The sequence below is a fragment of the Sorangium sp. So ce448 genome (assembly GCF_051520915.1).
GTDB lineage: Bacteria > Myxococcota_A > Polyangia > Polyangiales > Polyangiaceae > Sorangium > Sorangium cellulosum_B.
Genome location: NZ_CP150343.1, coordinates 11,756,899 through 11,769,859, shown reverse-complemented (window position 1 = coordinate 11,769,859; position 12,961 = coordinate 11,756,899). Strand labels below are relative to the sequence as shown.

Sequence of the window (12,961 nt, the reverse complement as noted above, 5' to 3'; positions counted from 1 at the left end):
GCGGGCGCCGCCTCTCCCGGGCTGCGCTCGCGATGGCGACAGCCTTGCTCTGTGCCGGCGCGGGATGCACGCGGGACTCGGTCCTGGAGCGAGCCTCGCTTGGAACTCACGCGGTCGCGGGCGGGAAGGCCGTGACTCGCGTCGAGGTGCAGCGGCTGACGTTGCCCCCTGGGTTCAAGGCAGGGCCGCACACGCACCCCGGTCCGGTCGTCTGCTATGTGACCGAAGGGCGTATTCTGTTCCAGGTAAAAGGCCAACCGGCCAGGTACTACACGGCAGGGCAAACGATCTTCGAGCCCGCGAGCGCGCCCATCGAGCGCTTCGACAACGCTTCCAGCTCGGCCCCCGCGACCTTCATCGCCACCTACCTGCTGGGCGACCAGGACACGGAGTTGCTCCACAGGCTCCAGTAGACGCGCGTGCGCTCTCTCGCTCGAGCCCCTTGCGTCTTTCTTCCCAGCGCGCGCAGCGTGGCCGTACGGTGGGACCGGTGATGCCGCGAGCCCTTCACCGCGGGCGACGCAGCGGCGGAGGGCGCCCCGCCAACGAGCCCTTCTACCGGCTGATGTTCGGCAGCATCGTACGAACCGTCTCAGGCGGCCAGCTCACGATCTGCGCGAGCATGCGCTCCTCGGGAACGACGTCGCGGCGAGGTGCCGGCAGCGCGCCTGGATCTTCCGAGGCGCGCTGCCCCGGGTCACACTGCGGTGTAGCCGCCGTCCACGGTCAGCTGCGTGCCGGTCATGTACGACGACCAGTCGGACAGCAGGAAGACCGCCGGTCGAGCGATCTCGTCCGCGTGCGCGTACCGCTTCATCAGCGTGGCCGCGCCGAAGGCGTCGAGCACCTGCTCGCCGCTTTGCATATGATCCCAGATCTCGGTCTCCACCGGGCCGGGCAGGATGGCGTTGACGCGAATCTTGTCCGCCGCGTAGTCGATGGCCGCAGACTTGGTGAGGCCGAGGATCGCGTGCTTGGTCGCGGCATAGACGCCGAACCCGGGCGCAGAGACCGTGGAGGCGATCGAGCCGCAGTTGACGATCGAGCCGCCGCCGCCCTTCTTCATGACGGGCACTTGATACCTCATGCACAGATAGATGCTGTGCAGGTTGACCTGCATGAGAGCGAGGTAATCGGCGACCGGCACGTCCGCGAGCGGCCCGAGCGCGGTGGCGATACCGGCGTTGTTGAAGACGCTGTCCAGCCGCCCATGGGCCTCCACGGTGCGCTCGATCAGAGCCTGGATGTCCGCCTCGACGGTGACGTCGGTGCGGACGAACAGCGCGTTTCCACCCTCCACCTTGATGCGGGCCACGAGCGCGTCGCCCATCTCCTGGCGTCGCGCCGCCAGCACCACCCTGGCGCCGGCCCGCGCCGCCGCGATCGCTGTCGCGGCCCCGATTCCCGATGTGGCCCCGGTGATCAAAACGACTTTATTGCTGAGCATGGCAATCTCAACTCCGTGTAATAAGTACTGGAATGGATCGAAAGACTGACTGTCTCCAGCTGACGGGACGACGGCGAAGAGGGGCGGCCCGAGGGACCGCCGGTGCTCGTCGCGACGTTCGCGGCGCCGCGGGCTCGCCTTGACGAGCTCGAGGCCGTCCAAGCGTTCGCGCTGGCATGCCACCGGGGATAGCCCGCGCGAAGCCATTCCGGCCTGTCAAGAATTTTCCGCCAACGATCGGCGGTTGGCATAACGTACAAGAAATACGATCCACTGATCCGCGTATAAATACCAACAGATCCAACGAGTCCACTCGGACATGTAAATTTGTCTACATCACGCTGGCGACGCCGTCAGATTTCAGCCCTGCCCGATTCTATTTGGCGAGGGCGGGAACGGCAAGATCACCGGCAAGAGCCTCTGGCACAACCAGTTCAAGAGCAAGGGGATGGGCCCGCTCGCCCCGGGCGTGCCGGACAATGTGGCGCAGCGACGACGTTCAGCGTCGTGTTGCCGTTCGCGAGCGCGTAGGAGCGACCTCGATCCTAGCGGCCGAGCAAGATCCGTTGCTCTCCCGGCGCGAGGATGTGGACCTTCCCAGGCGCGATCCGCCGGGCCGCCATCACGCGCTTGAGCTCGGAGACCGCCTGGCCGGGCTCGTCCGAGGAGTTGATGAACGTGTCGAAGTGGATCGGCACCATCCATTTCGCGCCCAACTCTTCGCAGGCCTCTAGCGCCTCTGCCGGGTCCACGTGGCGCGAGTGCATGAAATCGCGCGGCCCGATCGGCGCGATCGGCATCAGCGCGAGATCGATCGCGGGGAACCGCGCCCGCGTCTCCGTGAACACCTTGCGATCGTAAGCGGTGTCCCCGCCGAAGTAGACGGTGACCCCATGATATTCCACGACGTACCCCGTGAATCCACCCCAGCCGAGGGCGATGTCGACTCCGTAGCGGCCTCCCCCGTGCTTCACCGGGACGGCGGTGATCCGCAGCCCGTCGTGCTCCCAGCGCTGCCACGTGGAGAGCTCGATCGTGTCGAACGCGAAATCGGGCACGTAGGGGAGCGCGCCGCGGGGGACAAAGAGCACCGGTGTCTTCTCCTCGATCATCTCGAGCGAGCCGAGCGACAGGTGATCGAAGTGCGTGTGCGAGACCAGCACCGCCGAGAGGGGCGGCACGTGCTCCGGGTCCAGGCCCGGCTCGACGAGCCGCGCGGAGAGGAGGCCCACGGTCGAGGTGAAGACCGGATCCGTGAGGATCTGCTTGTCGTCGATCTGGACGAGCGCCGTCGCGTGGCCGACCCAGAGGACGGCCAGGCGCGCGTCTTTGCGGTAGGGCTCTCGCACCTTGTTGGCGACGGGCGCCGGGCCGCCGAACAGCGCGCCCGTGTTGCCTGACAGGACGCGCCCCGGCATGCTGTTGCAGGACAGCGCCGAGGCGGCGAGGAGCGCCATGAGAGCGGTGGAGCTTGCCGCGCGGAGCATGGGGTCAGAAGTACCTGAGGTTGAGCGTCAACGTGGTCCCGCGCAGCGCGCGCGTCGGAGAGTAGGCGACCTGCACGCCGATGACACCGAAGAGCGTGTAGAGGCCGGCCTCGTACGCCGCCGCGACCTCGCCGCCGAGCGTGAAGGCGGAGCCGCCGAGCGAGCAGGAGAGGTACTCTCCGCGGTGGAGCAGGGGGAAGTAGGCGCGCACACCGCCCGTCAGCTGCACGTGATCTTCGATGCCGGCGCCGGAGAAGAGGTATTCGGGCGTGACATGGATCTCGAGCGCTCCGGCATGCCGCGCGAGCGGCTCGGCGAGGAGGCTGCGCCAGGGGGACAGCCTCCGATTTCTGCCGAAGGAGTAGAGCAGGGGGGTGAGCTGCCAGCGCAGGCCGAAGCGCGTGTCGTCGGCGTAGAGGTGCCAGGTGGGGCTCGGAATGAGCTGCGACGCGGCCCAGACGAGGTCGGGGCGTATCCCCGCCTCGGCGAGGCTCTGCGTCTCCGCGGCGCGGGCGGGGGAGCCCCAGGCGAGCGCGCCTGCCAGCGCGGCGCCGGCGAGCGAGCGCCGGAGCGCTGTCGCGGGGCCGCAGCGCGCAATGCAGGGCAACCGAGCGCCCGCAGCCGCCCGCAGCCGCGCGCAGGCGCTTGCCGAGCATCGCGGCCTCAATGCGCGAGCGCGGCGCTCTCGCCGCTCCGCCGAACGGCGCTGCCATGGGCCCGGAGCGCGGCGAGGCCTTCCGCGCGGCTCCGCACGGCGCGGTAGCCAATCTCCTTCTTCGCCCGAGCAGACGAGAGGTGAAGCGTTTGCCCGAGGAGCCGCACGTCCTCGAGGGTGAGCGGTGGGCGCCGTCGCGGCGCGAACCACCCGAAGAGGTTGGTAAGGAGCCACCCGAACAGCACCGCCAGGGGGAGGGGTACGGGCCAGGCCTTCGCGTCCACGCCGCGCGTCGCCATGAGCTCCGTCAAGAAGGTGCGCATTGGCGTGACCTCGTCGTCGGTCACGAAATACGCGCGCCCGCCGACGTCACTGCGCACTGCGCAGCTCACCGCTTCGGCGACATTGTCGACGTGGGCGACGCTGTAGAGGTGTTTGCCCCCGCCGACGTAGGCGAAGCGCCCGGCGCGGAAGGCCTCCGCGATGATGTCGAGGGTCGGCGCGTCCGGGCCCCAGATCATCGGTGGGCGGAGGCTCACGGTGCGCATCGCGGGGCTGTCTGCCTCGAGCACCATCGCCTCGGCGAGCGCTTTCGTCGCGCTGTACGGCAAGGAGCGGTCGACCCTGGGCGGGAGAGCGTCCTCGTCCCCTTCGCTCGGCCGAGAGCCCTCGATGACAACCGACGCAGCCCCGAGGTAGATGAAGCGGCGGACGCCGGCCGCGCGCGCCGCTGCGAGCAAGCCGCCGGTGCCCTCGACGTTGGTGCGGGCGTGCTCGCCCCAGCGCAGGGCCGAGGTGAGGGACGCGGCCGCGTGCACCACGACCGCGGCGCCCGTGCAGCCCTCGGTGAGCGCGGCGGCGTCGTGGAGGTCGCCGCGGACGGGCTCGGCGCCGAGAGCGGCGAGCTTGGCAGCGCTGGCGGCGCTCCGCGCGAGGGCACGGACGCGGTACTCGCGCGCGATGAGCGCACGGACGATGGCGCGGCCCACGAAGCCGCTGCCTCCGGTGACGAACACGGTCTCTGCCATGACGGATCTCTCCTGTTCGGGCCCGCTCCGGCGCGCCCTCCAGGATCATCTATAGCATCGCTACACAGATTGTCTATAGCGTCGCTACAATTGGTCGGCGATCGCTTGGAACACCGCGTCGAGCGCCCCCGCCGAGGCGGCGCGGCTCGGCGGTGCGCCGGAAGGGCTGGCGACGATGCTCAGCGCGAGGCCCTGGACGACGGCCCAGACGTGCTCGGCAGCGCGCTCGACCGGCACGCGCAGGGCGCCCGCCCTGGCGCAACGCTCCAGGCGGTGCCGCATCAGGGCGTAGCTCGGCTCGAATATCGACGGCTGCTCGATGCCGCGCGCCATCAACGCGGCCGTGACGGAGGGGTGGGCCTGCACGAATTCGAGCACGTGCTCGCAGCCCGTGCGGAGATCCGCGACGGGGTCGTCTGTCGGCGTGAGCGCCCGTTTCTTCGCCATGAACTTCTCGAGCGCGACGGCGTGGACCGCAGCCACGAGCCCGTCCCGGCTGCCGAAGTGGTGGTAGAGGGTCGGCATGGTCACGCCGGCCTCCTCGCACACCCGCCGCGTCGTGAGCGCTGCTGGGCCTTCGCTCTCGAGTACCCGGTACGCTACGGCGAGCAACTTATCCTTCACGTCGGCCATCGCCGTCAGGCTAGCACAGCTAGCCTCTGCCAGCTCCTCGCGACCCGGAGGCAGCCAGACGGCGCGCTGAACGAGACCGCGCGGGCGACGCTCTCGGCCGTCGATGTGCGCTATGCGACGGCGTTTACGTGGATTGACCCTGGGCGATGAGGGCGACCTACTTGGCCGCGATGCCGGACCCGAAGATTCGCTCGGCGTCGCGGACGGTGAACTTTCAGTTGACGCGGCGGTACGTTCCCGTCGCCTCCGCTGCGGCGCGAGGACTTCCCTCTGCAGGGGCGCAGTGCCTCGGTGTACAATGCTCATCATGAAGAGCTTTTCCTGATGAGACACGCTGTGTCTGCCTGTCGCGTGCAGCCCCGAGAACCCGGACTTCGATCCAGCGAGCTCCGACGGCACGAGCACGGGGCCGTCTCCGCCACGCGGACGGAGCCCACTGCACTGCCACGCGACATTCGCTCGCTGGCCTTGCGGACGCTGGGTAGAAGTTGCGGATGCTGGCGGCGGCCTGCGGCCGCCAGGCCTGATCCGCCGGCGCCCTACCAGCCTGCCAGCCGGGGGACGAGCAGCCGGATGCTGACGCCGGCGATGAGCAGGCAGCCGGCCAGAAACAGCATGGGGGCGAGCTGGCTGCCGGTCGCGTCGTAGATGCGCGGCACCACGTTCTGGGCCACGAAGCCGCCGAGGTTGCCCACCGAGTTGATGGCGGCGATGCCAGCGGCGGCGTGCGGGCCCGCGAGGAGCTTCTGGGGCACGCTCCAGAACACCGGCTGGCCGGCGAAGATGGCGGCGGCGGCGACGCACAGCAGGGCGAACTTGGGCGCTGCGCCCGGCACGACCACGCTCAGCACCAGGGTGACGGCGCCCAGCAGCATGGGGCCGGAGATGTGCCAGGCGCTGACGCCGTTGCGGGCGGCATGGCGCGGCACCCACCAGAGCGCCAAGGCGACGAAGACCCAGGGGATGACGTTGATGAAGCCGTTCTGGATGTTCGAGGCGCCGAAGCCCTTCACGAGGGTGGGCAGCCAGTAGCTGAGGCCGTAAGCGCCGAGCGGCAAGCCGACATACAGGCCGGCGAGCGCCATCACTCGTATGTCCAGCAAGGCCCGCCAGGGGGAGCCTTCCGCCTGTTGGCGGGGCTCCGCGGCGAGGGTCCTGGCGAGCCAGGCCTTCTGGTCGGGGGTGAGGAAGCGGGCCTGCTCGGGGTGGCTCGGCAGGCGCCAGAGGACGTAGGGCGCGAGCAGGACGGCGGGAGCGCCGGTGGCCACGAACACCCACTGCCAGCCAGCCAGTCCCAGGAGGCCGTTGAGATCGAGCAGCGCGCCGCCGATGACCGAGCCCACCGCGTTGGCCACGGCGCTGGCCATCATGAAGGCGCCGATCATGCGGGCGCGGTGCGCATGCGGGTACCAGAGGGTCAGGACGTAGAGCACGCCCGGGAAGAAGCCGGCCTCCGTCACGCCCAGCAGGAAGCGCAGGACGAAGAACATGGCCGGGCTCTGGGTGAACCCCAGCGCGATGGTGACGAGGCCCCAGGTGCCCATGATCCGGCTGAACCAGACCCCGGCGCCGACGCGGACGAGGATCAGGTTGGCCGGCGCCTCGAACAGGAAGTAGCCGAGGAAGAACAGCGAGGCGCCGAGGCCGTATGCGGCTTCGGTGAGGCCCAGGGCGCCCACCATCTCCAGCTTGGCATAGGAGACGTTCTGCCGGTCGATGTACGCGATCAGGTACATCAGGCAGAAGAGCGGCATCAGGCCACGGGTGATCCGCTTCAGGGTCGCGGCGCCGATGTCCGGGGTCGCGACGCCCATGTCCGGGGCCGCGGGGCCCATGTCCGGGGCCGCGCCCCCTGCGTGCTGCATGCCATCCTCCAATCTTCTCGATAGGCCAAGAAATCCAAACTCGATCCGAAAGTCAAGCTCCTCTCGTAGCGGCCGTCCAATCGTACAGCCACGCTGCATGCGATGGTTGACATGCGCTTGGCTGTGGGTCGCCGTGTCGCCGCTCCGCGGAGCGGCTACTCCTGCGGAACAGCCATCTAAGCGGATAGGCAACGATAGAGCTCTCGCCCGTGCCAAGCCCCGCGGGAACGGCGCCTGGCGAGCGACGACGGCGCCATCGCCGTCCGGATACCCAACCACGCGAAGAAGGGGCTCGAAGCCTACCTCGACTGCGGGCTGCTCTGCCGCGGGTTCGCGCGGCTCCGGTGCGAGCGCTGCGAAGAGAGTCGGCTGGTGGCCTTCAGCTGAAGCCAGAGATGTGGAGGCTTATCGCGCACCAAAGCTCCGCGACCCCTGCGGCGCCTCACGACGTCTCCCCCGGCGCCACGCGACTAGGCCAAGGCCGAGCAGCGCGGCGAAGTGCCAGCGTTCCGACGAACCACGACCGACACTGCAGGAACAACCCGAACTGGCCTGGTCCGTGGTGCCCCCATCCGCGCCCCCCGATCCACCGGAGCTGCCCTCGGACGCGCCGCCAGTCGCACCGCTGCCGGCCGAGCCGCTGCCGGTCGAGCCGCTGCCGGTCGAGCCGCTGCCGGTCGAGCCGCTGCCGGTCGAGCTGCTGGCCGTCGAACCGCTGCCAGCCGATCCGACGCTATCCGAAGACGAGACGCTATCGCACAGCGTGCCAGCTCCAGGAGGGGGCGAGCATTCGCCGGCGTCCGGGATGTTTTCGCCCGCCGTCCCCGTGAGACGGAAGTAGATGCCGTACCTGTCTGCGTACCGCTGATAGTGCGGAGTGAACGTCAACGTGCTATTGGAATCTGTGTTCCGCAGCGTGAATTCCGCCTTGCCCGGGGTTTGAACCAAGTTGTTCTCGATGTCGGCGATCCACTCGTTGATCGTGATGCCGTTGTTGATGCCGATGGTGTCTTTGATGACGACACCAGCGGGAATGGTAGCCTTCTCGGATGCCCACTGGGGCTCCGACAGCATCCTCTCCGCCCCGAGGCCGGCGCTCAAGACGACCGGTCCGTAGACGAACGCCACCGCGTTGGGGTTGTCGGGGAGCCTCGACACCTTCACCTCCATTGGCAGCGTGAGCTCCACCTTGTCTCCGGGCTTCCAGGTGCGACCTACCGTGAGGTAGCCGTTCGCCTCCGTCGCGTCGCATGCCTGACCGTCGACCGTGATCGTCACGGGCTGGCACCGAGCAACCCGGACCGGTGGCGCCCAGTAATTTCGCGTACTTGCGCGGGCGCTGGCCACCAGAGGCCGCCTTGACTGACTGGCATTGCGGCTAGAGGGGCGGGCGCCTTACCGCAATCATCGCCGGCCCCATCGACGAGCTCGAAGCCGAGCGGCGCATCGGCGGCTGGCGCGCGGCGCGGCGCGTGGCGACCGCATCGCCAGCTCGAGGTCGCGCCGCCGCGCGCCGGTGTGGCGGCGCTACAGCGCCTGCGTGACCGCGGCCCGATGCCCGTCCTTCTCGACGCGGCGCTCCGGGAAGAGACCTGTCTGCCCTCGGAGCGCGAGGGCGGTCGCCGGCGGTCGTTTCGAATTGACAATCGATTTGTGAACGTTCACATTTGTCTCCGAGGCGCTGCTTCGGCGCTGTCCAGGACCAGGTCGTCATGCTGAGGCAGGAGCAGCGGCGGAGGCCCGGCCGAGCCCGTGTTTCACGTCTTCCTCACTCGGGCGATCGAACATGGCCGGGTACCCCAGAACCGCGACCGCGGATGAGATCGAGAATTCCCACATCAAGTTCCTCGGCTTCGATGATTGGGCGGGGACCGGGCGCGTCGAGGGTTCCGGCTTCTTTTACCTACGCGCTCCGGCTTCTTTTACCTACGCGCGGAACGATACGGTCGCGGCCGGTATGGTGACGCGCCAATTTTTGAGCTGTTGCTTCACAACTGAACCGGCACGCCTCAATCCATGGCTGGTCGGGAGGCCATCAGCTAGGGTCCAGTCCCAGTCGCGCCCTTCGCGCGCGCGGAGTTACCGATGACAAGCGCCCGTTGCTCCTCCCTCGTCCTCGCCCTGTTCTCACTCTCGGGTGTCGCTTGTTCGTCGGACAGCACCCCTCCGTCGGAAGAATCGGGGGTCGCAGGCGCGGGCGGCCAAGCGCAGGCGGGCGCCGGTGGTAACGCCGCGAGCACGGGCAGCACCCCGGGCGGTGGCCAGCCCGGCTCCGCGGGCGCGGGCGGAGCGGCCGCAGGCGGCGCCGGCGACGCGTCGGGTGGCTCCGATTCCGGCGGTGCCAGCGGCGGCGCGGGCGGCGCGGGCGGCAGCGGCGGCAGCGCAGGCGGCGCGACCGGGACGGACGCGGTCAAGAGCGCCGGCTGCGGCAAAGCGAAGACTCTGCAAAACGGCACGATCGACATCTCGTTCGGCGGCGCCTCTCGCAAGTACATCCTTCGCGTGCCGAGCGATTACGACAAGGACAAGCCATATCGGCTCGTGTTCGCCTTCGCGGAGTCCGGCTCCTCCGCCATGTCGGTGGCGAACCGGAACTACTTCACGATGGCGACGCTCGACGCTGGCGCTACCACCATCTTCGTCGCGCCGGACGCCGCGAACGGCGCCGGCTCCTGGAGCAAGTCGGACGTGGAGCTGACGGACGCGATCCTGGAGGAGCTCGAGGGAGATCTCTGCATCGACAAAACTCGGATCTTCGCCACCGGCTTCAGCTTCGGGGGAGCGATGTCGTTGGCTCTCGCCTGCACCCGCGCGGACGTGTTCCGAGGCGTCGCCTTCTTTTCGGGGGCAGATCTCACGGGCTCTTGCACGGCGACGTTGACCAAGCCGATCGCCTACTACGCGTCGCAAGCCAGCGGTGACAGCAGCGGCCCCCCCCAGCCGACCAGCGGTCGCGTCAAACAAGCCGAATTCGCGAAGGTCAACGGCTGCATGGAGGAGCCGTCGGCGACCACCTTCCCGGCAGCTGGCCAGCCCCACACGTGTACCGAGTACAAGGGCTGCTCCGCAGGTCACCCCACCAAGTACTGCGTGTTCGACGGCCCGCACGGCTGGGAGCCGAAGGACCCCGGGCAATCGACGAGCTGGAACGCCCCCGAGGCGTGGAAATTCATCACGCAATTCTGATTTCGAGTCGAGGACTGCGTCGGGCGCAACGACGATGGGGAGGCGGTCGCCGGGCGACGCCGTCAAAGCTCGCAGTTGGCGGCGGAGCCGGCGGCCTCTACGAGGCACACGTCGCCGTCGGCGCCGTTGGTGAGTCGGGATGCTCCCGGAGTCGTAGGCATCGTCCACCCCGCTCTCAAGAAGGTGTCGCTGCCCGCGTCGCCGTTGAGCAAGTCGTCCCCACCGTCGCCCACCAGCGCGTCGTTCCCGGCGCCGGCCGAGACGCGCGCCGGTGCGCACCATGCCGCGGCGAGGGAGGCGCTGCTGCGTTATGTGCTGCGACCCCCGATCGCAAAGGAGCGCGTCGAGCCGCAGCAGGACGGCATGGTGTGCGGCTCTCGCTCAAGCGCGCCTTCGCTGACGGCACTGCCCTTGTGGACATTATCGGCCGTTTTTTCTGGCGGGATTTCTGACACGCGGAGCTATTCCCCCGGCACCGGCGGGAAGTAGACCTGCTTGGGGCCGATGGCGTGCCCGGCGGGGATGGGGGTGCCGAGCTCCTCGAGGCGGAAGACCTCCGGCGGGAGCCGGAGCGACTCCCGCAGCCGATCCATCGTGGTCGGGACGAACGGGTAGAGCATGATCATCAGGTTCTTGAGCACGTAGAACGAGGAGAAGAGGGCGTCGCGGCGGCCCTCCTCCGGGTGCCGATCGTCGTGGGGCTTGAACTGCGCGAAGAGGCTGTTGATGACGCGCGCGTAGTTCTCGATCTCGAAGAGCAGCGTCGGGTAGTCGGCGCGATCCATCGCGCGCACATACCGCTGGACGATGCGCAGGGTGTCCGAGGCGACCTTGTCGAGCAGCGCGCCGTGGGGCACGCGCCCGTCGAACTTCGAGTGCGCCGCCGAGATGGGCCGCTCGAACGCCGCGTTGAGCGGCCCGGCGAGGAACCGGTTGCGCTCGTCGAGCTTGGCGAAATCGAAGTTCGACGGCTTCTCCGCGAGGCCGAGCAGCGCCAGGTAATAACGGATCTGGTCCGCTGAATACCCCTTCTCGTCGAGGAGCTGATCGGCGGTGAAGAAGTTTCCGCGCGACTTGCTCATCTTGTCGCCCCCGACGAGCAGGTGGAAGCACCCGAGGACGTCGGTGAGCTGCAGCTCGCCGGGCGCCGGCAGCCGGCGCGGATCGGGCTGCGTACCGAGCCACATCGCGCCCTGCATGAGCACGTAGAAGAAGACGTTGTCCTGGCCGAGGAACTGGTAGATCCTGGCCTCCGGATCGCACCAGAAGTCCACGTACCGCGCCGGATCGACGCCCCTCCGGGCGAGCGCGACCTGCGAGAAGGCGATGGGCGCTATCAGCGAGTCGGGCCAGACATAGAGCGTCTTGCCGCAGAGCTCCGGATCGAGATCCACCGGCAAGGAGAGCCCCCAGGCGACGTCGCGGGTGATCGCGCGGTGAGCCCAGTCCTCGACGGGCTCGCTGGGGACGCCATGGAGCGCCAGGGCGGCGCGCGCCTCCTCCATCTCCGGCTTGCTGCCGAGCTGCAGCAGGACCTTGCGATCCTGCGTGAACTTCGCCTTGTGCTTCGGCAGCGACGCCTTGATCTCCTTGTACGCCGGGGCGAGCTCGGCCTCGAAGCGGAGCGAAGGCATCACGGTGTTCAGCACGTCCGCGAGCACCGCCGGGCGCCACGCCCCCTGCTTGCCCTGGATCCAGCCCCGGAGCGTCTCGGACACGGCCCACATGTCGAGCCACCAGTGCGCGGTGTCGCGCATCACCGGCGTGGCGTTGCTGAGCGCGCTGCGCGGACTGCCGAGCTCCGAGGGCGAGTGCTGGTGACCGCAGCGATCGCACTCGTCGCTGTACGCATCTCCGTTGTCGCACTTCGGGTTGGGGCAGCGCCCGCGCACGAAGCGGTCGGGGAGGAAGCACTGGAGCTCCGGATCGAACCACTGGCTGCTCGTGCGCTTCTCCAGCAGGCCGTTGTCGTGCAGGCGCCGGAGGAAGCGGTGCGCGAGCTCCTGCTGAATCGGGAAGCACTCCGGCCGCGAGGTCCCCGAGTAGACGTCGAGATCGATGTCATACCGCCGGAGGCTCGCGTGCTGCTTCTCGTGGATGCCGTCGATGAACTCGCGTACCGGAACCCCGGCCTGCCGCGCCGCGATCTGGCTGGCGGAGCCGTGATCATCGGTGCCGCAGACGAAGAGGACGTTCTCGCGGCCGATCACCAGGCCGAGCCACCGCGCGTGGATGTCCGCAGGGACGTGCGCCCCCGCGAGGTGCCCAAGGTGCAACATCCCGTTGGCGTAGGGCATGCCTGCGGTGACGACGGCCCGCCTGGGCCTGCGAACCTGGCGAAGGACCGAGGCGACGTCGGTCGGGGCGCCGTGATAAGATGCCATCGAAGCTCGCTATAACCCAGCGGGCCCATCAGCACAACGCTCGCGCCTCAAGCTTCCTTCGTCGCATCATGAGCCGTGAAGCCGTGCCCGCAGAGGGCTCGGGCCCTGCCTGAGCTCCGAGGTGGCCGCATCCCCTCGAATAGTCCGAGAGAATTCACGGGGAGGCGGGGAGAAGGGGAATAAAATCCCATCATCCCATCAATCTCCCCGTCTCCCCGCCTCCCTGTTCAATATTTCTCCAAGAATGCCGAATTGAGGACTTCCACCTTCACGGCG

10 protein-coding genes and 1 pseudogene are annotated in these 12,961 nt (G+C 68.6%); 2 read left to right on the top strand and 9 right to left on the bottom strand.

Features of this window, described 5'->3' with window-relative positions; genetic code table 11:
- Positions 1–131: 131 nt before the first annotated feature.
- Positions 132–413, top strand: a complete 282-nt coding sequence (locus WMF45_RS44540; RefSeq protein ID WP_272101980.1) for a cupin domain-containing protein — start codon at positions 132–134, stop codon at positions 411–413.
- Between the two features lie 284 nt (positions 414–697).
- Here the strand turns inward: WMF45_RS44540 and WMF45_RS44535 are convergent, their stop codons facing one another.
- The 7 genes from WMF45_RS44535 to WMF45_RS44505 all read right to left on the bottom strand — a co-directional run bounded on the left by WMF45_RS44535 (position 698) and on the right by WMF45_RS44505 (position 8,393).
- On the bottom strand, positions 698–1,609 hold the full coding sequence (locus WMF45_RS44535) for an SDR family NAD(P)-dependent oxidoreductase (protein ID WP_437712802.1): 912 nt from the start codon (positions 1,607–1,609) through the stop codon (positions 698–700).
- A 383-nt stretch (positions 1,610–1,992) separates the two neighbouring features.
- Positions 1,993–2,934 carry an MBL fold metallo-hydrolase gene (locus tag WMF45_RS44530; protein WP_437712800.1) on the bottom strand — a complete coding sequence of 314 codons (942 nt, stop codon included), beginning with the start codon at positions 2,932–2,934 and terminating at the stop codon, positions 1,993–1,995.
- Positions 2,935–2,938: 4 nt separating this feature from the next.
- A complete protein-coding gene (locus WMF45_RS44525; RefSeq protein WP_437712798.1) occupies positions 2,939–3,541 on the bottom strand; it encodes a hypothetical protein in 603 nt (200 codons plus the stop codon).
- Positions 3,542–3,597: 56 nt separating this feature from the next.
- Complete coding sequence (locus tag WMF45_RS44520) at positions 3,598–4,617, bottom strand: NAD-dependent epimerase/dehydratase family protein (protein ID WP_437712796.1); 1,020 nt, start codon at positions 4,615–4,617, stop codon at positions 3,598–3,600.
- 84 nt (positions 4,618–4,701) lie between these two features.
- On the bottom strand, positions 4,702–5,250 hold the full coding sequence (locus WMF45_RS44515; RefSeq protein WP_437712794.1) for a TetR/AcrR family transcriptional regulator: 549 nt from the start codon (positions 5,248–5,250) through the stop codon (positions 4,702–4,704).
- A 539-nt stretch (positions 5,251–5,789) separates the two neighbouring features.
- A complete protein-coding gene (locus WMF45_RS44510) occupies positions 5,790–7,064 on the bottom strand; it encodes an MFS transporter (protein WP_437719643.1) in 1,275 nt (424 codons plus the stop codon).
- A gap of 456 nt (positions 7,065–7,520) precedes the next feature.
- On the bottom strand, positions 7,521–8,393 hold the full coding sequence (locus tag WMF45_RS44505) for an MYXO-CTERM sorting domain-containing protein (RefSeq protein WP_437712792.1): 873 nt from the start codon (positions 8,391–8,393) through the stop codon (positions 7,521–7,523).
- Positions 8,394–9,200: 807 nt separating this feature from the next.
- Between WMF45_RS44505 and WMF45_RS44500 the strand changes: the two genes are divergently transcribed.
- Complete coding sequence (locus WMF45_RS44500) at positions 9,201–10,301, top strand: alpha/beta hydrolase family esterase (protein ID WP_437712790.1); 1,101 nt, start codon at positions 9,201–9,203, stop codon at positions 10,299–10,301.
- Between the two features lie 62 nt (positions 10,302–10,363).
- Here WMF45_RS44500 and WMF45_RS44495 read toward each other — a convergent pair.
- Positions 10,364–10,552 (bottom strand): annotated as a pseudogene (locus WMF45_RS44495) (hypothetical protein); the annotation flags it as partial.
- A 210-nt stretch (positions 10,553–10,762) separates the two neighbouring features.
- A complete protein-coding gene (locus WMF45_RS44490) occupies positions 10,763–12,685 on the bottom strand; it encodes a methionine--tRNA ligase (protein ID WP_437712788.1) in 1,923 nt (640 codons plus the stop codon).
- Between the last annotated feature and the right edge of the window lie 276 nt (positions 12,686–12,961).